This is a genomic window from Hyphomicrobium sp., from assembly GCF_041674905.1.
Lineage (GTDB): Bacteria > Pseudomonadota > Alphaproteobacteria > Rhizobiales > Hyphomicrobiaceae > Hyphomicrobium_B.
Genome location: NZ_JBAYUV010000050.1, coordinates 1 through 20,787, shown reverse-complemented (window position 1 = coordinate 20,787; position 20,787 = coordinate 1). Strand labels below are relative to the sequence as shown.

Annotated in this window: 23 protein-coding genes and 1 pseudogene; 11 read left to right on the top strand and 13 right to left on the bottom strand. The window is 61.4% G+C overall.

The features are described 5' to 3' along the window. The 3 genes from WC026_RS15895 to WC026_RS15885 form a co-directional block, all read left to right on the top strand. Nucleotides 1-921: cytochrome bc complex cytochrome b subunit (locus tag WC026_RS15895; protein WP_372711986.1), on the top strand; the 921-nt coding region annotated here is incomplete at its 5' end. A gap of 14 nt (nt 922-935) precedes the next feature. After that, a complete protein-coding gene (locus WC026_RS15890) occupies nt 936-1,799 on the top strand; it encodes a cytochrome c1 (protein WP_372711985.1) in 864 nt (287 codons plus the stop codon). Nucleotides 1,800-1,990: 191 nt separating this feature from the next. Then, nucleotides 1,991-2,869, top strand: a complete 879-nt coding sequence (locus tag WC026_RS15885; RefSeq protein ID WP_372711984.1) for an S-methyl-5'-thioadenosine phosphorylase — start codon at nt 1,991-1,993, stop codon at nt 2,867-2,869. A 3-nt stretch (nt 2,870-2,872) separates the two neighbouring features. Here the strand turns inward: WC026_RS15885 and WC026_RS15880 are convergent, their stop codons facing one another. Further along, complete coding sequence (locus WC026_RS15880) at nt 2,873-3,301, bottom strand: hypothetical protein (RefSeq protein ID WP_372711983.1); 429 nt, start codon at nt 3,299-3,301, stop codon at nt 2,873-2,875. Nucleotides 3,302-3,422: 121 nt separating this feature from the next. Here WC026_RS15880 and WC026_RS15875 point away from each other — a divergent pair, with 121 nt between their 5' ends. From WC026_RS15875 to WC026_RS15845, 7 genes are all read left to right on the top strand, one after another. After that, entirely contained in the window at nt 3,423-3,962 is a 540-nt protein-coding gene (locus WC026_RS15875) for an adenine phosphoribosyltransferase (protein ID WP_372711982.1), read from the top strand. A 41-nt stretch (nt 3,963-4,003) separates the two neighbouring features. Next, on the top strand, nt 4,004-4,192 hold the full coding sequence (locus tag WC026_RS15870; RefSeq protein WP_372711981.1) for a hypothetical protein: 189 nt from the start codon (nt 4,004-4,006) through the stop codon (nt 4,190-4,192). Further along, a complete protein-coding gene (locus WC026_RS15865) occupies nt 4,192-4,905 on the top strand; it encodes an alpha/beta fold hydrolase (RefSeq protein WP_372711980.1) in 714 nt (237 codons plus the stop codon). Before WC026_RS15870 ends, WC026_RS15865 begins: the two co-directional genes overlap by 1 nt. Further along, a complete protein-coding gene (gene mtnA / locus WC026_RS15860) occupies nt 4,895-5,995 on the top strand; it encodes an S-methyl-5-thioribose-1-phosphate isomerase (RefSeq protein ID WP_372711979.1) in 1,101 nt (366 codons plus the stop codon). The genes WC026_RS15865 and mtnA overlap by 11 nt, the downstream gene beginning before the upstream one ends. Beyond that, complete coding sequence (locus WC026_RS15855; protein WP_372711978.1) at nt 5,992-6,666, top strand: class II aldolase/adducin family protein; 675 nt, start codon at nt 5,992-5,994, stop codon at nt 6,664-6,666. The genes mtnA and WC026_RS15855 overlap by 4 nt, the downstream gene beginning before the upstream one ends. A 151-nt stretch (nt 6,667-6,817) precedes the next feature. After that, nucleotides 6,818-8,293 (top strand): catalase, encoded by a 1,476-nt coding sequence (locus WC026_RS15850; RefSeq protein ID WP_372711977.1) that lies wholly within the window; start codon nt 6,818-6,820, stop codon nt 8,291-8,293. Between the two features lie 184 nt (nt 8,294-8,477). Further along, nucleotides 8,478-8,783: a plasmid stabilization protein gene (locus WC026_RS15845; protein ID WP_372711976.1), complete on the top strand. Its 306-nt coding sequence runs from the start codon at nt 8,478-8,480 to the stop codon at nt 8,781-8,783. 12 nt (nt 8,784-8,795) lie between these two features. Here the strand turns inward: WC026_RS15845 and WC026_RS15840 are convergent, their stop codons facing one another. The 5 genes and pseudogenes from WC026_RS15840 to WC026_RS15820 form a co-directional block, all read right to left on the bottom strand. Further along, complete coding sequence (locus tag WC026_RS15840) at nt 8,796-9,038, bottom strand: DUF3297 family protein (protein ID WP_372711975.1); 243 nt, start codon at nt 9,036-9,038, stop codon at nt 8,796-8,798. A 75-nt stretch (nt 9,039-9,113) separates the two neighbouring features. Next, complete coding sequence (gene ychF, locus WC026_RS15835; protein WP_372711974.1) at nt 9,114-10,211, bottom strand: redox-regulated ATPase YchF; 1,098 nt, start codon at nt 10,209-10,211, stop codon at nt 9,114-9,116. 103 nt (nt 10,212-10,314) lie between these two features. Then, entirely contained in the window at nt 10,315-11,049 is a 735-nt protein-coding gene (locus tag WC026_RS15830) for a hypothetical protein (protein ID WP_372711973.1), read from the bottom strand. A 236-nt stretch (nt 11,050-11,285) separates the two neighbouring features. Beyond that, nucleotides 11,286-11,834: pseudogene (pth, locus tag WC026_RS15825) on the bottom strand (aminoacyl-tRNA hydrolase); the annotation flags it as partial. Between the two features lie 204 nt (nt 11,835-12,038). Next, nucleotides 12,039-12,770: a 50S ribosomal protein L25/general stress protein Ctc gene (locus tag WC026_RS15820; protein WP_372711972.1), complete on the bottom strand. Its 732-nt coding sequence runs from the start codon at nt 12,768-12,770 to the stop codon at nt 12,039-12,041. 283 nt (nt 12,771-13,053) lie between these two features. Here WC026_RS15820 and WC026_RS15815 point away from each other — a divergent pair, with 283 nt between their 5' ends. Beyond that, complete coding sequence (locus tag WC026_RS15815) at nt 13,054-13,467, top strand: Fur family transcriptional regulator (protein WP_372711971.1); 414 nt, start codon at nt 13,054-13,056, stop codon at nt 13,465-13,467. 34 nt (nt 13,468-13,501) lie between these two features. Here the strand turns inward: WC026_RS15815 and WC026_RS15810 are convergent, their stop codons facing one another. The 7 genes from WC026_RS15810 to lgt all read right to left on the bottom strand — a co-directional run. Further along, nucleotides 13,502-14,506, bottom strand: a complete 1,005-nt coding sequence (locus WC026_RS15810) for an NAD(P)-dependent alcohol dehydrogenase (protein ID WP_372711970.1) — start codon at nt 14,504-14,506, stop codon at nt 13,502-13,504. 104 nt (nt 14,507-14,610) lie between these two features. Beyond that, nucleotides 14,611-15,534, bottom strand: a complete 924-nt coding sequence (locus WC026_RS15805) for a hypothetical protein (protein ID WP_372711969.1) — start codon at nt 15,532-15,534, stop codon at nt 14,611-14,613. Nucleotides 15,535-15,661: 127 nt separating this feature from the next. After that, the gene (locus tag WC026_RS15800) at nt 15,662-16,597 is read right to left on the bottom strand and encodes a ribose-phosphate pyrophosphokinase (RefSeq protein WP_372711968.1); all 936 of its coding nucleotides are present in this window, start codon (nt 16,595-16,597) and stop codon (nt 15,662-15,664) included. Nucleotides 16,598-16,765: 168 nt separating this feature from the next. Continuing rightward, the gene (locus tag WC026_RS15795) at nt 16,766-17,809 is read right to left on the bottom strand and encodes a hypothetical protein (protein WP_372711967.1); all 1,044 of its coding nucleotides are present in this window, start codon (nt 17,807-17,809) and stop codon (nt 16,766-16,768) included. 202 nt (nt 17,810-18,011) lie between these two features. Then, nucleotides 18,012-18,785, bottom strand: coding sequence for a peptidoglycan editing factor PgeF (pgeF, locus tag WC026_RS15790; RefSeq protein WP_372711966.1), 774 nt, complete (start codon nt 18,783-18,785; stop codon nt 18,012-18,014). Nucleotides 18,786-18,802: 17 nt separating this feature from the next. Then, nucleotides 18,803-19,942, bottom strand: a complete 1,140-nt coding sequence (locus WC026_RS15785) for a class I SAM-dependent methyltransferase (protein WP_372711965.1) — start codon at nt 19,940-19,942, stop codon at nt 18,803-18,805. Further along, nucleotides 19,939-20,787: prolipoprotein diacylglyceryl transferase (gene lgt, locus WC026_RS15780; RefSeq protein WP_372711964.1), on the bottom strand; the 849-nt coding region annotated here is incomplete at its 5' end. The genes WC026_RS15785 and lgt, both read right to left, overlap by 4 nt.

Below are 20,787 nucleotides of genomic sequence, written 5' to 3'. Positions count from 1 at the left end.
GGCGTCCTGATCATGCTGCTGATGATGGCGACCGGCTTCATGGGCTACACGTTGCCCTGGGGGCAGATGAGCTTCTGGGGCGTCACCGTCATCACCAACCTATTCTCGGCCCTCGATACGATTATACCGGGGCTGGGCACGGTCGTCGTCGAGTGGTTATGGGGCGGCTATTCGGTGTCGGGTGTAACGCTCAACCGCTTCTTCTCGCTGCACTATCTGCTGCCGTTCGTGCTGACGGGCGTCGTCGGGCTTCACATCTGGGCGTTGCACGTCGTCGGTCAGAACAATCCCACCGGCATCGATCTGAAGCAGCCGAGCGATTCCGTTCCGATGCACCCCTACGCCACCTCGAAAGATGCGGTCGGCCTTTTTGCCTTCCTCATCCTGTTCGCGTGGTTCGTCTTCTTCCTGCCGGACTACCTGGGTCACGCCGACAACTACGTCGAGGCCAATCCGCTCGTCACTCCGCCGCACATCGTGCCCGAATGGTACTTCCTGCCGTTCTACGCGATCCTGCGCGCCTTCACGAGCTCGTTCCTCGGCATTCCGCTCGGACAGTTTGCTAAGCTGGCGGGCGTCATTGCGATGTTCGCGGCCGTGCTGATCATCGCGTTCGCGCCGTGGCTCGACACCTCGCGCGTGCGGTCGGCGAAGTACCGGCCGATCTTCAAGTGGTTCTTCTGGCTCTTTCTGTTTACCTGCGTTGCGCTCGGCTACCTCGGTTCGAAACCGGCGGAAGGCGTGTACGTCACGTGGGCGCAGATCTTCACCGTCTACTACTTCATGTTCTTCCTCGTCATCATGCCGGTCGTCGGCTTGATCGAGACGCCGAGGAAGTTGCCACGTTCGATAAGCGAAGCCGTGCTTGGCGGCGGCGCGATATTGCCAGAGGGCGCGACTGCCGCCCCTGAAAAGCGCTGAGAGGAGAGAGACAGATGAACAGACGTTTCTCTCACGCACTTGCCGGCATCGTGGCCGCACTCGTCGTGGTTCCGGTTGTCGCGCATGGCGAAGAAGGCGGCCACCCAGAGATTGCCCGTCAGTCGTGGGCGTTCTCGGGGTTCACCGGTCAGTTCGACCGCGCCCAGCTGCAACGCGGATTTCAGGTCTACAAGGAAGTCTGCTCGGCCTGTCACGGCTTGAAGCGGGTCGCATTCCGCAACCTCGTCCAGCCGGGCGGTCCGGAGTTCCCGGAAGCGTCGGTCAGGGCGTTGGCCGCCGAATGGCCGAACCAGATCACCGACGGCCCGAACGACGAAGGCAAGATGTTCGAGCGTCCGCCGCTGCTGTCGGACACGATCCATGGACCCTTCAAGAACGATCAGGAAGCTCGTGCCGCGCAAAACGGCGCGCTGCCTCCCGATCTCTCGCTGATCGCCCGTGCTCGCGGCATCGAGCGCAATCCGGCCTGGTACATTCATCCGTTCCTGATGCTCGGCGATATCTTCAAGGGCTATCAGGAAGGCGGCGCCGATTATCTCGTCGCGCTCCTGACGGAATATACCGACGCGCCCGCGAGCTTCTCGCTGGCGGAAGGCAAATATTACAACAAGGCCTTCGCAGGCCATCAGATCAGCATGCCGCCGCCGCTATCGGAAGGCGTTGTGACCTATCAGGATGGCACGCCGGGAACCGTTGAGAATTACGCTCACGACGTCGCGGCCTTCCTGTCGTGGACGGCGGACCCGCACTTCGATCAGCGCAAGCGGATCGGCTGGCAGGTCATCCTTTATCTGCTTGTCACAACGATTCTTCTCTACATCGGCAAGAAGCGCATCTGGTCGGCGATCAAGCACTGAGTGCTTCCGGAAAAGTGGGAACCGGTTTTCCGATAAGAAGCACGACAAACAAAGACCTAGAGTGCTTCCGGAAAAGCGGGAAGGCTCCAGGATCGCGCTCTGCCAATAATATGTGATTTCGAAAAGGCCTCGCTTGCGGGGCCTTTTTTCTTTTAAGTGGCGCCCGGTGTCTCGAGGGGGAGGATAAGGCTATGACGCAATCGGTTCTCGGCATCGTTGGCGGCAGCGGCTTCTACAACTTGCCGGGCCTGGCACACGCCGAATGGCGTCGCATCGACAGCCCATGGGGACAGCCCTCCGATGACATCCTTTTCGCCGACATCGACGGCCTGCCGATCCGCTTCTTGCCGCGCCACGGCCGCGGTCATAAGTTGTCGCCGAGCGACATTGATTATCGCACCAACGTCGACGCCCTGAAGCGCGCCGGCGTCACCGATCTTGTGTCGGTCTCGGCGTGCGGCTCGCTCAAGAAGAAATATAAGCCCGGCGATTTCGTCCTGCCCGACCAGTTCATCGATCGCACCTTCGCCCGCGCGAAATCTTTCTTCGGCAAGGGCTGCGTCGCGCACGTCGCGATGGGCGACCCGACCAGCCCACTTCTGCACAAGGCGCTCGAGAAAGCCGCCAAATCCGAAAATATCAAAATCCATCGCGGCGGCACCTATCTGGCGATGGAAGGTCCACAGTTCTCGACGCGCGCTGAGAGCAATCTCTACCGCTCGTGGGGGTGTGACGTCATTGGCATGACGAACATGCCGGAAGCCAAGCTCGCCCGCGAAGCCGAACTCTGTTACGCGAGCGTCGCGATGGTGACGGACTACGATTGCTGGCACGATGACCACGCGCACGTCGACGTGGCGGCGATCATCGAGGTGATGCAGGAAAATACCGGCAAGGCGCAGCGGCTGGTGGCGCGCCTCGCACGCGACTTCCCGCGCGAGCACCCGGCATGTCCGATCGGCTCGGACCGGGCGCTCGACGTCGCGATCATCACGCCACCCGAGGCGCGTGATCCCGAACTCTTGAAGAAGCTCGACGCGGTCGCGGGACGCGTCCTGGCGAGCAGCTAATGGCTAATTGAAGCCGATCAGGATTTTCATCTTGATGAGCTGCGGGAAGACCATTTCAAGGCCCGCGCCGACGAACCACAGGATGACCCCGAGAAGCAGCATCGCCGGAACCGCCGCGATCGCCGCCTTCAGAAAGAATGTGACGAGGCGCGCGAACGGCACGTCGAAGGCCCGCACCGTGGCGGCGACAGGAGCGTTGCCAATACACGGTTCATTTTCGGCGGAGCGGTAGATCTGCGGCTGCGGCCGGGAGTAATCCTCGACGCCCGTCGAAAGCGTGGGTGCGGCCGCACGCTCCCTCGCGGCACGCTCTTGCGCCTCGCGCGCACGGGCTTCCTTTTCACGCCTGAACGTCCTGGGAAGGTCGTCAGTATCGTCGGAGAACGAGCCGAAGTCGGGGCCGGCCATCGCGGTCGAGCCTTGTGCTGCCATCTCGTTGTGCCTCAGCAAACTATTATTTAGCCACGTCACGGAACAATCGACCGTAAAGGGCTACGCTGCTTCTACCTAGACGCCAGCGATATTGCTATTTTGCGCCGTCAATTGGGCGGGAGTGCAGCACGTGCAAGACCTCGAAGACCTCATCCGGACCATTCCTGATTATCCGAAACCTGGAATTATGTTCCGCGATATCACCACACTCCTCGCCAATCCCAAGGGCTTGAAGAAAGCCATCAAGCACATGACGAAGCCCTTCGAGAACGAAAAAATCGCGGCCGTCGCGGGCATCGAGGCACGCGGATTTATCCTCGGAGGCGCGATTGCCGACCGCCTCGAATGCGGCTTCATTCCGATCCGCAAGAAGGGCAAGCTGCCGTGGAAGACCATCGGTCAGGAGTACACGCTCGAATACGGTGTCGACGTTATCGAGGTGCATGAGGATGCGATCGCGCACGGCACGCGCGTGCTCATCGTCGACGATCTGATCGCAACCGGTGGCACTGCGGAAGCGGCCGCGAAACTCGTGCAGCGCTCCGGCGGCACGATCGTCGGAGCGACGTTCATCGTCGACCTGCCGGATCTTGGCGGCATGAAACGGTTGTCGGACCTCGGCGTCGAAAGTCATGCGCTCGTGTCGTTCGGAGGTCATTAGTCGCGGCTGTGTCCCTTTCCGGAGAGCAACTGAAGACTGCGTTGGCTGCCATTACCGCATGGCGCTCCGACCCCGACGCTCCGTGTCGTTGCCCCGTGTGCGGAGCGTCTGGTCTCGCGATCGTCGACCGCTCCGCCCGCCCCTACGCGGAATGGTATGTGTTGACGTGTGAAAGCTGCGGTCTCGACGCGACGGTCCACATCCCGATGGCCGGGGTGCCGGAGACGTGATGACCGCTCCCGCCGATGAAATCGTCCTGCTGCCCGGCCTCGACGGCACCGGCGAATTGTTCGATCGCGTGGCTGCCAGTCTCGCGGATGAATTCACGGTAAACGTCATGCGCTATCCCAACGATCCGAGCCTGGGCTATGCGGGATATGCAGAGCTGGCGCGCCGGTTGATCGGGCAGCGCCGGGTCTTCCTTCTCGGCGAGTCGTTTTCCGGCCCCGTTGCGGTGCGCGTCGCGGCCCAGCTCGGGCCTCAGATCAAGGGCGTGATCCTCGCGGCCACGTTCTTGCAGACCCCCTTGCCGAGCTGGTTCATGCGCCGGGCAGCGCATACCGAACCCGAGGCGACGCCAAAGAGGATCAGGGATGCGATATTGATGGGTTCCTATGGCGACGACGAACTGAGAAACAAGGTTGACCAGATTGTTCGCGGCCTGTCGCGCCCCGTCCGTGCGGCGCGCCTTCGGGCTATCGCGGAGGTCGATGTGAGAGATGACTTCGCCAGGCTTCGCTGTCCCGTCCTGGTTCTCCATGGGCGCAAGGATTGGCTCGTGTCGATAACAGCCATGCAAAAAGCCGTATGCAATAAAGGCGGTGCGCGGATCGTCGCATTTTCAGCCGCGCATATGTTGTTGCAGACACGCGCCGTCGAGGCCGCGATGGAAATTCGGGCGTTTGCAAAATCGAAGACGTTGGAGGCGCAGAATGAAAATTGACGGCATCGCATCGCGCACCATCTGGCTCGAGCCCGACGGCTGGTCGGTCGGCATCCTCGACCAGACGATGCTGCCGCATACTGTCCTCCGGAAAACCTTGCGAACGCTCGAAGATGCAGCGCACGCGATCAAGTCGATGCAAGTTCGCGGCGCGCCGCTGATCGGCGTCACGGCGGCGTATGGTGTGGCGCTGGCGATGCATGCCGATCCCTCCGACGCAGCCCTCAAACATGCTTTGAAGTTTCTTGCCGAGCAGCGTCCGACGGCCGTGAACCTGCGCTGGGCCTTGAACGATCTCGAGGCGACGCTTGCGCCTCTCGCGCCGAAAGCCCGCGCTGAGGCGGCCTATGCCCGTGCCGCCGAGATTGCTGACGACGACGTCGAGACGTGCCGCCGCATCGGCCTCAACGGATTGCGCTTGATCCAGGAGCTTGCCAACGAACGACCGGGCGAACCGGTCAACATCCTGACGCACTGCAATGCCGGATGGCTCGCGTGCGTCGATTGGGGAACCGCGACGTCTCCGATTTATCAGGCGCACGATTCGGGAATTCCGGTGCACGTCTGGGTCGACGAAACACGGCCGCGCTGTCAGGGATCGGCATTGACCGCATTCGAGCTGGCGCAGCACGGCGTGCCCTATACGCTGATCGCCGACAACGCTGGCGGCCATTTCATGCAGCGCGATTGCGTTGATATGGTCATCGTCGGCACCGACCGCGTCACCGCTTGCGGCGACGTTGCCAATAAGATCGGCACGTATCTGAAGGCGCTTGCTGCCCATGACAACGGCGTACCGTTTTATGTCGCGCTTCCCTACTCGACGATCGACTGGAGCATCGAGCGCGGCGCCGATATCCCGATCGAGGAGCGCGGCGCCGAGGAGGTCCTCCGCGTGCAAGGGCGTCTCCCCGACGGCGCCGTCGCGTCCGTGGCGATCTCGGCGGACGGAACGCCCGCCCGCAACCCGGCGTTCGACGTCACGCCCGCCAGGCTCGTGACGGGGTTCATCACCGAACGCGGTGTCTGCGAAGCGTCGCGGGACGGTTTGTTGTCGCTCTATCCCGAAAAGAAAAGCTGCGCGGCATGAGCCGAAGCAAGTCCAAGCGTCCGAGTGAAAAGAGCCTCAGAAAGGCTGTGCTCGACACGGCGCTTGCGATGAGCGCCTCGGGGCTTTCACCAGGGCGATCTGGGAATGTTTCGTGCCGCTTCGACGACGGCATGCTGATCACGCCATCCGGTCGGCGCTACGAAGATATCGGCCCCGCCGACATCGTGTTCGTCTCCGCCGACGGCAGCGTGCCCGACGATCTTCAGACGCCCTCGACCGAATGGCATTTTCACCTGGCGGCTTATCGCGCGCGCCCGGATCGCTTCGCCGTCGTCCATACGCATTCGATGCATGCAACGGTTCTCGCCTGCGCACACCGCGCGATACCGGCTTTTCATTACATGATTGGCGCCGCGGGCGGAAAGGATATCCCGTGCGTGCCCTACGCCACTTTCGGCACCGAAGAACTGGCGCGTCACGTTGCGGCCGGCTTGAAGGAACGCGACGCCTGCCTGATGGCGAACCACGGACAGATCGCGATCGGCGCGACGCTCGATCATGCGCTCGAGCTTGCGGCCGAAGTCGAGGTACTGGCCGAGCAATACTATAAGGTCCTGACGCTCGGCCCTGCGAACATCTTGAACGACGATGAGATGACGCTGCTGCTCGAAAAATTCAAAACTTACGGCCGCAACGTCGCTGATAAATAATTTTGACGTGCGCGTCCTATTTATCGCCACGATCAGCTCGCCTGATCATCATAAGATTAGGTTATGAGCACCGCTTAACAAACGGATTGGTCTTTAAAATCATTCTGATGTTTCGTGAGCCCTCGACGTAAATTCGAGGATGACGTTAACAATGACAGACACGACCAAGCTCACAACGACCGCTGGCGCGCCCATCGCCGACAACCAGAACTCTCTTTCCACGGGCGCACGCGGTCCACTGCTGTTGCAGGACTATCAGCTGCTTGAAAAGCTTGCACATCAGAACCGCGAGCGCATTCCTGAGCGCGTCGTTCACGCCAAAGGCTGGGGTGCATTCGGCACCCTGACGGTGACGCAGGATATCTCGAAGTACACGCACGCCAAGCTGTTCGATGCGATCGGCAAAAAGACCGATCTTCTGATCCGCTTTTCGACCGTTGCCGGTGAACTCGGCGCTGCCGACGCGGAACGCGACGTGCGCGGCTTTTCGATCAAGTTTTATACCGGAGAAGGAAACTGGGACCTCGTTGGCAACAACACGCCGGTCTTCTTCGTCCGCGATCCTCTGAAATTCCCGGATTTCATCCATACGCAAAAGCGGCATCCGAAAACCAATCTTCGCTCGCCGACCGCGATGTGGGACTTTTGGTCATTGTCGCCGGAAAGCCTGCACCAAGTGACAATTCTGTTTTCGGATCGCGGCTGCCCGATCGGTGTTCGCCATATGAACGGCTATGGTTCGCACACGTACTCGTTTCTGAACGTAGCCGGCGAGCGCTACTGGGTGAAATTCCATTTCAAGACGCTGCAGGGTCATCAGCATCACACGAATGCCGAAGCTGCGGAACTCATCGGAAAGACGCGCGAAAGCTATCAGGAAGATCTGTTTGGTTCGATCGAGAAGGGCGATTTTCCGAAGTGGCGCATGTTCGTTCAGGTTATGCCGGAGGCGGACGCCGACAAGACCGCTTACAATCCGTTCGATCTGACAAAAGTCTGGCCGCACGCCGAGTATCCGTTGATCGAGGTCGGTATCGTCGAGTTGAACCGCAACGCGGACAATTATTTTGCCGAGATCGAGCAGGCGGCATTCTCCCCGTCGAACATAATTCCGGGCATCGGCTTTTCGCCGGACAAGATGCTTCAGGCGCGGATCTTCTCATATGCGGACGCGCACCGGCATCGCCTCGGCACGCATTACGAAGCGTTGCCCGTCAACGCTCCAAAATGCCCGGTTCACCACTACCATAAGGACGGCGCGATGCGGTTCTTCCCCAATGACACCGGCAATCCCGACGCATACTACGAGCCGAATTCTTTCGGCGGACCGAAGGAGACGCCGGCATTCCGCGAGCCGCCCCTCAAGATCTCGGGCGATGCCGACCGCTACAATCATCGCCTCGGCAACGACGACTATACGCAGCCGGGCGACCTGTTCCGCCTGCTATCATCCGATGGCCGCGAGCGTCTGATGGACAATATTGCCGCTGCGATGCAGGGCGTGCCGACGTTCATCATCGAACGCCAGGTGGCGCATTTCGCAACGTGCGACCCCGCTTACGGCGCGGGCGTTGCAAAGCGGATGGGCGTGACGGTGCCGATGCCGCGAGCCGAAGCGGCCGAATAACTGGGCGTCCGGTTCGTGAGTAAAGATAGCTTTGCTTGAGTTGTCGCCTCGGCCGATCCTCCCTATTGGAGAACGCCGAGGCGACAGATGCATCGCCAGTGCTTGCCGCGAAACTTCCGATGCCCTTGCGCGTTGCTCCGCCAGAGTTCGATGAACAGTTCGATGAACCTTGAAGGAGACAGCCATGCCCCGAGGCGACAAATCCTCATATACCGGCAAGCAAAAACGCAAGGCCGAACATATCGAGGAAGGTTACGAGAAACGCGGCGTAAATAAAGATGAGGCCGAGCGCCGGGCATGGGCGACGGTGAACAAGGAAAGCGGTGGCGGCAACAAGAGCGGTTCGGGTCGCGGAAAAAAAGACACGCACGTTTCGTCGAAACGCGGCGGAAAAATCGGCGGCAAGGCTTCGGCATCGCGATCTGCCGCAGCTCGTAGCGCCTCGGCGCGCAAGGCGGCCGCAACCCGCAAACGACGCGCGGCGCGATAAGCCAGAAAACGTTTACTCAGCTGCTCTTATGTACGGCTCAACCTTGCCCTTGAGCTTCAAGGTCATCGGACGGCCGGTGCGGTCCTTGGCATTGCCCGCTGCGACGCGAACCCAGCCTTCGCTGACGCAGTATTCCTCGACGTTGTTTTTCTCGACGTCGTTGAAGCGGATGCCGATGTCGCGCTTCAAAACCTCTTCATTATAGAAGGGGCTTTTCGGATCGTTGGACAGGCGGTCGGGCAGCGCGTCGGTCATAACCGGAATATCCTAGAGTGCTTCCGGAAAAGTGGGAACCGGTTTTCCGATAAGAAGCACGACTAAACAAAGGCTCTAGTTGGCGAACCTGAAGTGCATGACGTCGCCATCCTGGACGACATATTCCTTGCCTTCCAGCCGCATTTTCCCCGCGTCCTTGGCCCCCGCTTCGCCGTTGCCGGAGACATAGTCGGCATAAGCGATCGTTTCGGCGCGGATGAAACCCTTTTCGAAATCCGTATGAATGACGCCCGCCGCCTGCGGACCTTTCGTTCCGCGCGTGATCGTCCAAGCGCGGGCTTCCTTCGGTCCGACGGTGAAATACGTCACGAGATCCAGCAGTGAGTAACCCGCGCGGATCAAGCGATTGAGGCCCGCTTCCTCGAGACCCATCTCTGCCAGAAACGCGTCGCGATCTTCTGGCGCAAGACCTGAAAATTCGCTCTCGATTTTGGCGGAAATGATGACGACAGCCGCGCCCTCCGCCTTCGCGCGATCCTCGACCTGCTTTGAAAACGCGTTGCCGTGGGCCGCCGCGCTTTCCTCGACGTTGCAAACGTAGACGATAGGCTTCGACGTCAAAAGTTGAAGTGCGCGAAAGGCGGGCATCTCTTCCGGCGTCATCGCTGCGAGGCGGGCGGGTTTGCCTTCGCGCAACAGCAGCAGCGGCTTCTCCATTACGGCGAATTGCGCCTTCGCCTCCTTATCGCCGGTCTTGGCTTTTTTCTCGATTTGCGAGACGCGCTTTTCGAGGCTTTCGAGATCGGCGAGCATCAGCTCCGTCTCGACGACATCGGCGTCGGCGAGCGGATCGATACGATTTTCAACGTGCGTGATGTCGTCGTCGACGAAGCAGCGCAGCACGTAGGCCACGGCGTCGACTTCGCGGATGTGCGAGAGAAACTTGTTGCCGAGCCCTTCGCCCTTCGATGCGCCGCGCACAAGCCCCGCGATATCGACGAAGGTCAGACGCGTCGGAATGATTTCTTTGCTGCCCGCGATCTTGGCCAGCGTTTCAAGCCGCGCATCGGGAACCGCGACCTCGCCGACGTTCGGCTCGATCGTGCAGAACGGATAGTTCGCAGCTTCCGCCGCAGCCGTCTGCGTCAGCGCGTTGAAGAGGGTCGACTTGCCGACGTTCGGCAGGCCGACGATACCGCATTTGAAGCCCATTGCTTGGAGAATTCCGCCGGAGTTGACGCCAGGTGATCGCCGTGGGTTAAGCGAGACGCGCCGCGTTGTGAAGCGAAATCGGCCGCATCTGCGGCCCTTTGGCTCACTTCTTGAACTTGGCGAACGCAAACGTCGAGTAGCGGTCCGGACTGGGCAGGTTGATGGTGCCCGACATCGCGTCCGCGAGTGCTTCGGAAATGTGCGTGCCATCGTCCGCTTTGCGCACTGCGATCACGATGAACGGCCGCTGCCAGCTCGTGTCGGCATCTTCGCATTCGAGGCACGGTTCGATGTAGCGGCCGAGGTTCAGCGTCCACATCGGGACGTCGCCGCCGAGCGCCTCGCGCACCCACTGCGCGATCCGTTCCGCCCTTAACCCGCCGCGTTGTTCCTCGCGCTCGACCGCGCCTTCCTGACTAGCGAGTCCGACCGCGATAAGTCCGCGCGCCGAGCCGAGACCTTGCCGAAGCTGCGGTGCCAGAACTTCCGTCTGAATGTCATCCGGCGACAGGCGGCGATCGAATTTTTCGAGTTCCGTCGTCGAGCCGCGCACCCATCCATAATCCTTGGTCAGGACGACGACATCGAAGAGCGCGCGCCGCCCGGCCCGGTCCGAGCCTTCAACCGGAAAGACGAGCGTGCGCTCGTTCCAGCGCTTGGCGATGATCCGCTTGACGCCGCTCTTATCTTTATAGTTCGAACGATACGCATCCCACGCGACGTTGCCGAAGACGCCGAGCGTGAACAGCAACGCCAGCGCGCCGATCGCAAGATTGAAGCGGCTGCCGAGAGGTGACGCCAGCCAGCCCGAACGGGCTTCCGCTTGGTAATCGGTCATCGGCAAACCTCAACGCTGGAACGACGCCCCGGCGAAACGCATTACGCGTCGCCATCTCCCGACTTTCGCGCACCGAGCCATTTTTTCAGGTTCTCGGCAAGCGCCGATTGGCGTTTGGAAGAGCGTTCTCCGGACGGGTGTGACGGGGAGGCCGGCTTTTTGGCAGGCTGCGGAGCCGGTTGCTCTGCTTCATCCTTGGCTTTCTTGGGCGAAGGCTCGGCATAAAGCGTTTTCGCGACGTCGCTCAGGAATCGCGCGTCGTCGCCTTTCGCGAGAAACGGCGCGGCGTCCGAAACCGCGTCGAGAAGATCGGATAGCCACCCGCGTTCCGATTTCGCGAAATCGTTGAGCACATAATAGACGACGGCATCCTTGGAGCCAGGATGCCCAATGCCGAGCCGCACGCGCTTATAATCGTTGTCGAGGTGCGCCGAGATCGAGCGCAAGCCGTTGTGACCAGCGTTGCCGCCGCCCGCCTTCACCTTCACCTTGCCGGGAGCAAGGTCGAGTTCGTCGTGGAACACGTAAACGTCGGAAAGGGGGATCTTGAGAAAGCGCTGCGCGTCGCCGACTGAGCGGCCGCTTTCGTTCATATACGTTTCGGGCTTCAGCAGCAGGACGCGATCCGTGCCGATCGTGCCTTCCGAAACGAGACCCTGGAATTTTTTCCGCCACGGTCCGAAGCCGTGACGCTCCGCGATCCGGTCGAGCGCCAGGAAACCGATGTTGTGGCGGTTGGCGCTGTACTTTTCACCGGGATTTCCGAGACCGACGAAGAGCTTCATTTTTTATCGCGCCTTCCGACTCGCCTCCGGCAAGCAGGCCGGAAACGGACCTGGCGGCCGGCTCCCCGAAGGGGAGTCGCCAGGTCCAACTAAAAAAGCCGATCCTGGCGGCCGGCTCCCAGAAGGGGAGCCACCAGGTCCAACTAAAAAAAGCTGAGCCCGGCGGCCGGCTCCCAGAAGAGCAGTCGCCGGGGCCAAGTCTTATTACTTCTTCGCGGCAGGTTTCGCGGCAGCCGGCTTCGCAGCGGCAGGAGCCGCGCCTTTCGCTGCGGGAGCAGCAGCCTTGCCACCGGCGGCGGCAGGAGCAGCGCCCTTCGCATCTGCAGGTGCTGCAGCATCCGTCGTCGTAGACGCGGAGTCGTCGTCGCCCTTCAGCGCGCCTGCGATCGTCGCGACCGTGAAGTCACGGCTCTTGATCACTGGTGACACGCCTTCCGGCATGCTGACGGACGAAATGTGGATCGAGCGTCCGATTTCGAGACCTTCGAGGTTGATCTCGAAGAAGCGCGGAATCTTGTCATAGGGCGCAAAAACTTCGACGTCGTGACGCACGATGTTGAGCACACCGCCACGCTTCAAACCGGGCGAGAGCGTCTCGTTAATGAAATGCATCGGGATCGAAACTCGAATGATGCCGTCCTTGCCGACGCGCTGGAAATCGACATGCAGCGGCGTATCGCGGACGGGATCGACCTGCACGTCGCGGGCAAGCACGACGTGCTTTTTGCCTTCGACATCGAGCTCGATCGCAGTCGAGGTGAAGTGGCCGCGAAGGACCTGCTTCCACAACTCGTTGTATTCGAGATTGATCGTTTCCGGGGTTTCTTGATTGCCGTAAATAACGGCGGGTACATTTCCATCGCGGCGAGCTTGGCGTGCGGCCCCCTTGCCGGCACGCGGGCGCGCCGTAGCCTTGAGCGTGATCAGCTCAGACATGGCATCGTCTCCGAGTGTTATGCTCTTGCCGCCTATCGGAAAGAGCCAAAAGCCGCGAAACGGCCTCCAAGGGTGCCGTGCGGCGTCTCAGGAATGTCTTCGTGAGATGGCCGGTGTATAACCGGGCTTTGCCGGGCGCGCAATGCTTGCCGGGCGTGGATCTGGCGCGGCCTTTACTTCGAGCAGACTGGAAAGTTACCCCAGAAATCAGCATATTAGTCCAGCGCCTTAGAAAACGCGGACGATTCGTCCCGTGAATGGGGGTCTGGAGATGCCGCAAAGTATGATCCGCAAGCCTTCCAAGCGCCGTAGCGCGGCCGATCAGGACAAAATCATCGTCGAAGCGCTGCGGGACGTCGGCCGCCCCCTCAGCGCCTATGAGCTGATCGAGAAAGTCCGTGTTAAAGGCGTCAGCGCCCCTCCGACGGTTTACAGGGCTCTACAACGCTTGATCGACGACGGCCTCGCGCACCGGCTCGAAAGCCTCAACGCCTTCGTCGCTTGTGAACACCCTCACCACCAGGGCAAGGCCGTGTTCGCCATTTGCGACGCTTGCGGAACGGTCAAGGAATTCGACAGCCCCGCTGCCGTCAAAAGCCTTCAGGGCTGGGCAAGCAAGAACGATTTCAAGGTGCGCTCGATGACGATGGAATTGCGCGGCCGTTGCGCGGCCTGCGTGTCGGGCGGCATCGACTGAGCGCCGCCCGAATATTTTCGTTCCACTTCCAAAGCTACATATCGAGCACGATGCGATAGCGCGCCTTGCCGTCGAGCAGGTGCTGCATCGCGTCGTTGACCTTCGCGAGCGGGAAATGCTCCGTCTGCGGCAGGATGTTGTGGCGCGCCGCGAAATTCAGCATTTGCGCCGTCGTCGTTGGTGCACCATTCGGCGAGCCCGACACGCTCCGCTGCGTCATGATGATATCGAACGCGTGAACCGGAATGGGTTCCAGAACGGCGCCGACGAAGTGCAGGCGGCCCTTCGGCCTGAGCGTCGCCAGCATTGCGCGCCAGTCGAGCGGCACGTTGACGGTGACGATCAACAGGTCGAGCGTCCCCGCAGCTTTCTTGATCGCGCCTTCGTTGCGCGAATTGACGATGTTGTGCGCACCGAAGCCGCGCGCTTCGTCGGCCTTCGAGTCGTTGGATGTGAAGGCCGTGACCTCGCAACCCCACGCCTTTGCGAATTGCAATGCGAGGTGCCCGAGTCCGCCGATACCGACGACGCCGACGCGATCCGTCGGGCGCACGTCAAAGGCTCTGAATGGCGTGAACACAGTAACGCCGCCGCACATCAGCGGTCCTGCCTCTTCCGCCTTGAGGCCCTCTGGAATTGGAGCGGCCCACGGCCACTGCACGCGCACGCGATCCGCGAAACCGCCGTGCCGGCCGACGATGGTCGCTTGACCTTGCGAACACAGGTTGCCGTCGCCCGACACGCATTGCTCGCAGTGCATGCAGTTGCCGGATGCCCAGCCGATGCCGACGCGCTGGCCCATCGTCAGACCCTTGGCGTTCGAACCGAGGGCAACGACCCTGCCGATGACCTCATGCCCCGGAATGATCGGATACGTCGTAATGCCCCACTCGTTGCTCATCATCGACACATCGGAATGGCAAACGCCGCAATGTTCGACTGCGATCTCGACGTCGTCGGCTCCGAGTGACCCTGGATCGTATTCGAAGGGTTCGAGAGGACGGTTCGCCGCTGTCGCGGCCCAGCCTTTGATTGTCATGGATCGATCCTCTTTTGCACGGCAAGCGATCGGGAATTATTGCGCTTCGAATTATACCAGCACGATCCGTCTAGCGCAGGTGTTTTGCGGACGGCCCGCTCGATTTAGAAATCAATATCGAGGCTGAGTTTCAATGTCGTGGCCGGCGTGTCCTTATTGAGGCCGAGGAGCAGGCCGGTGCCGACCGTCGTTTCGACGTCGCGTTCGCCTTTTACTTTTTTTGATGTCTCATCGGTGTCGTCATCGTCGCCAAACGTCCAGTAAAAAACCGGTCCGAGACGATACTGATTAAATTTTCCGAAAAGGCGCTCCGCCTCGCCGATGTTGTCTCCGCTGATGCGTTCGACGCCGCCGTAGGATTCCAGCGCCAGCGCATACTCCTTGGATGCACGGTACATCACGCGCGCGGCGTAGCCGAAATCGACCTTGTGCTTGTCCTCGAGCGCGCCTCCGAAATATTGAATGACCGTTGGATTGAGCGTCGCGCTCCAGGCACCCTGCTGCCACTCGATGATCGGCCCGATCGTCAGCGTCGACGCTTCTTCCGCATGTGCGGACTGATCCCACTGAACGAGAACTCCCGCCCCCACGCCGTCGCCTTTTCTGGGAACGAAAGTCCAGATCGTCTCCGCCCCGTAGCCGTCGAATTCCAGCGGTCCCATGCGTCTCGCGTCGCTGAACGATCTGGGATCGTCAATTCGGCCTTGTTCGAACTCGACGCCCAAGCGAAGTTTGACGAACGACGTCAGCCCGATCTCGACTTCCAGACCCTCGCGCTGCCGGGTCACGGAATTCGTATCGGCGATCACTCCCGCGCCGTCCGCCTGGACGCGGCGTCTCGGATTACCCGACGAAAAATCGTTCTGGCTCTGGAATTCGATGGCGCCCGGTACGCTATTGAGATCTTTGATTTCATATTGATCGAGAGCCGGGCCGGCGACGGCGACCGGCACGCTCGAGATCGCGGCAACCCAACCCGCGAGAGCGAAAAGGCACGTCAAGAATTTGCGCGCCGAGGCCCGGTTCACGCTTCCTCCGCGGGAATTGAACTCCCGTCATTTTTCCTGAGGAAAGCTATCGCATAGGGAATTTTTCCCGACTATCACAAATGCAGGCGGGCGGGAGCTTTTCTGATCTGACAGCGTGATTTGGGGATCAGTAGAAAAGGCTTGAGACGCTCTCTTCGCGGCTCGTGCGCAGGATCGCTTCGCCGATCAGCGGCGCGATCGAGATAACGCGAATGTTCTTTGCGGCCCTGACGGCTTCCGTCGGCAGAATTGAATCGGTGATGACCAGAGATTTCAGGCGCGAATTCTGAATTCGGCTGACGGCTCCGCCCGAGAGCACGGCGTGGGAGATGTAGGCGGAAACTTCCGTCGCACCATTCTTGAGCAGGGCTTCGGCGGCATTCACCAGTGTTCCGCCGGAATCGACGATGTCATCGATCAGGATGCAACGCTTGCCGTCGACGTCGCCGATGACGTTCATGACTTCGCTCTCGCCCGGGCGTTCGCGACGCTTGTCGCAGATGGCGATGGGGGCGCCGATGCGCTTGGCGAGAGCGCGCGCCCTGACGACGCCGCCGACGTCAGGCGAAACGACAACGATGTCGTCCGTGCTTCCAAAATTCTCCTCGATGTCGCGTGTCATGACCGGTGCCGCGAAGAGGTTGTCTGTCGGGATGTCGAAGAAGCCTTGGATCTGTCCGGCGTGCAGATCGAGTGTCAGCACGCGTTGGGCGCCTGCGCGCTCGATGAGGTTCGCGACGAGCTTCGCCGAGATTGGCGTGCGCGGACCGGGTTTGCGATCCTGGCGCGCATATCCGAAATAGGGAATGACGGCTGTAATGCGCCGCGCCGACGAACGCTTCAGCGCGTCCATCAGGATTAGCAGCTCCATCATATTGTCGTTGGCGGGAAACGACGTCGATTGAATGACGAACACGTCCTGGCCGCGGACGTTTTCCTGGATCTCGACGAAGACTTCCATATCCGCGAAGCGCTTGACCTGGCCTTTGGCCATCGGCAGCTTCAGATAAGCGCAGATTGCATCCGCTAGAGGTCGATTGCTGTTGCCCGCGACGATCTTCACGCCCAGCCTTCCTAGACCCGCTAGGCTCCGGGCGTCATCACCTTTGATGTCGAAAGGCATGTCCACTCCAGAACCGTTGTTATGGCCGGGCTTGTAGCAATTGGGCCCGGACGATTCAACCGTCCGAGCCCTGATTTATGACGAGATGTTGTCACGCCACCCGGTTGCTTAATTTATACTTTTGTCCGGCAGTAACTTGATGATGCCTTGCGCGGCGGCAGCGGCGGCGGCGTCCGCCGTCTTGCCCCAGGCGCCGTCGAGCGACCCCTGCGGCACTTCATTCTTCTGCGAGACCGTGCCGAGCTTCTTGCCCGACGGGTCGAGCACGTTCCAGTCGATCTGGATCGGCTGCTTGCCGTCTTTGGTCGATCCGAGCGCGACCTTGCCCTCGACTTTATAGGAGCGGGCGTCAGCCGTGCTGGCGAGGCTCAAGCCGTGCTTGGAAAGCTCGCGCTGGATTGCCATCGTCAGCGAGCTGCCGCCATCGCCAGGCGCGCCGGTAACGGCCGGAACGATAGCCGTGATCGGACCCGAGGTTGCGATGCTTCCGGTGGTCGGCGAAGGCTGTTGCGTCGAAGCCGTTTCGTAAGATGCTTTCGGCGCGACGGGAGCCGCGGCCAACGGCGTGCTTGCGGCCGGCGTGTTCGACGCCACGATGGCCCCGGCGCCGGGCAGCCAGCTTGCGATCTGCTTCGCGGTCTTGTCGGCGATGGCTTGGATGACAGGCGGCGTTACGGCTGCCCACGGATCCTTGCCCGCACCCGCAACGACTTCCTCACCCGTGATGCGGTGGACGCGTTTGCCCGTCTGATCGGTCACGTCCCAGATGTAGGAGATCTTTGCTTTCGTCTTTTCGCGCGCCGCGACGATATAGCCGCGCAGCACATATTCGCCCGTTGCGTCGGTGGACGCAGCGACCGTCAGGCCGTTACGCCCGATAGCGGAGGAAAGTTCCGTCTGAAGATCGCGCGCGACATTGTCGGGCGATCCGATGATGGGAGCGATTTGAATTTTCGCCGTCCGCGATGAGACGGGCGTTGCCGCGCTCGGCTGTGTCAGCGAAGCCTGTGGCGCCGTATCGCCTCCGAGGATGCTCGGTGTCGATGAGCATCCGCCGAGTCCGAGAGTGAAAACCGACGCGCAGAGCGCCGATCCAATCGTAATAAGAAATTTTCCGCGCGAGCGCGTCCGAGCAGAGCATAAGGTCGCCACGTGACGTCCCCCCTTGACCAACCGCAACTTCCCGGCGGCCGGAATTACTATACCCCGCGGCCTGAACTCCCCCAGATACTACCGGACTGACGTTAACCCTCTAAATCAGCCCGCCTCTGCCCGTCCAGACGTCAGCCCAGCGAAAGTGTGGTCAGCCCGCGAAACACGGGCATCAAGTGAGACTCCGCTGTGGATTATGCGCTTAGGACACGACGATGGCGGAGATTTGACGGCCATAGTCGGGCTCTTTCAGCTTCGTTTTGCGCCGATAGCTGAAGAAAAGCGATTCGTTCTCGCAGGTGCAGGTCGCGAGGCTCACCGCATGCGCGATACGGGCGTCATGAAGGCGTCGCAAAACGAAGCCGGGAAGATCGAAGTGCGGGCGTGCCGTCTCGCTCTGTCGCACGAAGAACGCCTTGTGTCCCGGATCGGCTTTCAGGAATTCGGCTTCGAACTCCGGCCCGACCTCGTAGGCGTTCTGGCCGATGCACGGTCCAACGGCCCCATGGATGCGGTCGCGCCGGGCGCCAAGGCGCTCCATCTCCCTGGTCGCGCTTTCGACGATGCCGTTGAGCGCGCCGCGCCAGCCAGCATGCGCAGCGGCCACCACGCGCGCCTCCGCGTCCGCAAGGAGGACCGGCGCGCAGTCGGCCGTCAGCACGCCGATGACGAGCCCCGGCGTCGCGGAGACGACAGCGTCGGCGTGCGGAAGCGCATCACGCGCAGGCAGGCTTGTCACCTCGCGCGCCGTCGTGCCGTGCTCCTGATAGAGCGTCACGATCGCGCCGCTCGTTCCTCCGAGATGATCCGCGATGCGGCGGCGGTTTTCGAGCACGTTTCCGGCATCGTCATTCGATCCGAGGCCGCAATTGAGGCTCGCGTAGATGCCCTGCGAAACGCCGCCCTGGCGCGTAAAAAATCCGTGCCGGATGCCCGGCAGCGCTGTGAGGTTTTCGGCAACGAGAGGCGAAAGCATGGCGCGCACGGGCTCCTTCAAGACTGGTGCGGCGGGCCGCCGGTCGCCACCGCCGCGCGAAATCCGGGGAGCGGCGACAAGTCCGGAGACCGTGCCGCCAGCACCTTGAAGCGCGAACCCATGCCATTCGGCGCCAGCAGGCGCGCGACGCCTGCCTCGATCTCGCCCGCCCGCTGCGGATTGGCCGACATCAGCCGCGACGCGCGTTCGACGATCCCGACCGCTCCGAGAAACTCGGCCTGCGTCACTGGACCGTCGAGCGCCAATCCGGCGCGATAGAGTGTCGACGCGAGATCGTAAAAATTGACGTGCACGGTCAGATCGGCCTCGCCGGGTGACGCGAGCGGCGATTCATATTTGTGCTCGCGCACGGCTTGCAGCGTATCGCCTGCGGCGGCGACGGTGTGTCCGTAATCGATCAGCAGCAGCACGACCGGCCCGCGCTGCATCAGGCTTTGCAGCGCTTCGGCCAGCCGGTCGAGACGTTGTGTTTCGACGACCGCACCGAGCGGCGCGTCGGGCAGCAAGGCGTCGAACGCTTCGCGCGGACAATCGCCGTCGATCGCCGTGAATTCGAGGTGGCCCGAAGCGTTCAATCCGACGCCCCTGATGCGCCAGCCGTCAACCGTCTTGATCCACTGCGCCACCGGCCAGGAATCGAGAAATTCATTCGCCACGATGATCGCCGGTGGCGAAAATTCGTCGAGCTTGGCCCCCCACGTGCTTCGGCTGCGGAAGTCGGCGAGGGTCGCCGCCTGCAGTTGCGACAGCGTTTGGCTAGCTTCGATCAGGTAAGGACGGACCGCCTCGGCAAATCCTGGCACAACGCGGGCGGCGCGCAACGCGTCGCGCATCATAGTTCCGCGCCCGGGACCGTATTCTGCGAGCGTGATCGTGTCCGGCGCGCCGAAGACGGTCTGCCATACGACCCCGGTCCAGACGCCGATCAGCTCGCCGAAAACCTGGCTGATGTCGGCGGCCGTGATGAAGTCGCCCGACGCGCCGAAAACGCGCTGCCTGCGATAGTAGCCGAACGGCTCATCCCAGAGGCATCGCGCCATGTACGCCTGGACCGTCATCGGACCATCGCGCTGAATGCTCTCCTTGATCAGCCGTCCGAGCGGCGTATCGCGGTGCGTGATCGGATCGTCGCTCAAGCCGATACCTTTCCAGGGGCCTCCGATTGCCGCGCCGACCAGACCATGTAGAGCCCGATCAGCAGCATCGGCAGACAGTAGACCTGACCCGCCGTGAAGGGACCGATATTGAGAATATGATCGGGCTCCGGCTCGCGGAAGAATTCACATATCGCACGCGCGATCGCGTACCAGATGAGCCAGATGCCGGTGACGAGACCGGGGCGTTTCAGCGCCAGCATGCGATGCGTCGCGAAACGGATGATGATCCACATCACCAGGCCTTCGAGCGCCGCTTCGTAGAGTTGGCTCGGATGGCGCGGGTCAGGTCCGCCGTTCGGGAAAACCATGCCGACGGCCGCCGTCGTCGTGCGGCCCCAGTGCTCCGAATTGATGAAGTTCGCGATGCGGCCGAAAAAAAGCCCGATCGGAACCGCCGCGCAGCACAGGTCCATGACGGAGCGCGCCGACACCTTGAACACGCGTGAGAAGATCAAAATGAAAAGCCCGGCTGCGATCAGCGCGCCGTGGAAGCTCATGCCGCCTTTCCAGACTTTGACGATCTCAGCCGGGTTGGCGAAATAGTAGCCGGGATCGTACAGGAGAACCTGTCCGAGACGGCCGCCGATGATGATCGCGCCGGTCATGAAAAGCAGAAGATCGTCGACGCGCTCGAGCGTCATCGGCGGCTTGTCGGCGAACCACAGTCGCGGGGTCGAGATCAGGCGGCGAATATAAAGCCAGCCGAGCACAAGCCCGGCGAGGTACGCGATGCCGTACCACTTGATCGAGATCGGGCCATACTCGAACGCGATCGGATCGATGTTCGGGTAGGTCAGAAGGGCGAGGGGTGTCATCGATGCTCC

Bases quoted from the DNA above. Each gene is read 5' to 3' on its own strand.
- WC026_RS15855 (WP_372711978.1), top strand. From the start codon at position 5,992: ATGAGCCGAAGCAAGTCCAAGCGTCCGAGTGAAAAGAGCCTCAGAAAG.
- WC026_RS15890 (WP_372711985.1), top strand. From the start codon at position 936: ATGAACAGACGTTTCTCTCACGCACTTGCCGGCATCGTGGCCGCACTC.
- WC026_RS15820 (WP_372711972.1), bottom strand. From the start codon at position 12,770: ATGTCTGAGCTGATCACGCTCAAGGCTACGGCGCGCCCGCGTGCCGGC.
- WC026_RS15885 (WP_372711984.1), top strand. From the start codon at position 1,991: ATGACGCAATCGGTTCTCGGCATCGTTGGCGGCAGCGGCTTCTACAAC.
- pgeF (WP_372711966.1), bottom strand. From the start codon at position 18,785: ATGCTTTCGCCTCTCGTTGCCGAAAACCTCACAGCGCTGCCGGGCATC.
- WC026_RS15865 (WP_372711980.1), top strand. From the start codon at position 4,192: ATGACCGCTCCCGCCGATGAAATCGTCCTGCTGCCCGGCCTCGACGGC.
- WC026_RS15880 (WP_372711983.1), bottom strand. From the start codon at position 3,301: ATGGCAGCACAAGGCTCGACCGCGATGGCCGGCCCCGACTTCGGCTCG.
- WC026_RS15815 (WP_372711971.1), top strand. From the start codon at position 13,054: ATGATCCGCAAGCCTTCCAAGCGCCGTAGCGCGGCCGATCAGGACAAA.
- WC026_RS15850 (WP_372711977.1), top strand. From the start codon at position 6,818: ATGACAGACACGACCAAGCTCACAACGACCGCTGGCGCGCCCATCGCC.
- WC026_RS15840 (WP_372711975.1), bottom strand. From the start codon at position 9,038: ATGACCGACGCGCTGCCCGACCGCCTGTCCAACGATCCGAAAAGCCCC.
- WC026_RS15845 (WP_372711976.1), top strand. From the start codon at position 8,478: ATGCCCCGAGGCGACAAATCCTCATATACCGGCAAGCAAAAACGCAAG.
- ychF (WP_372711974.1), bottom strand. From the start codon at position 10,211: ATGGGCTTCAAATGCGGTATCGTCGGCCTGCCGAACGTCGGCAAGTCG.
- WC026_RS15810 (WP_372711970.1), bottom strand. From the start codon at position 14,506: ATGACAATCAAAGGCTGGGCCGCGACAGCGGCGAACCGTCCTCTCGAA.
- WC026_RS15830 (WP_372711973.1), bottom strand. From the start codon at position 11,049: ATGACCGATTACCAAGCGGAAGCCCGTTCGGGCTGGCTGGCGTCACCT.
- mtnA (WP_372711979.1), top strand. From the start codon at position 4,895: ATGAAAATTGACGGCATCGCATCGCGCACCATCTGGCTCGAGCCCGAC.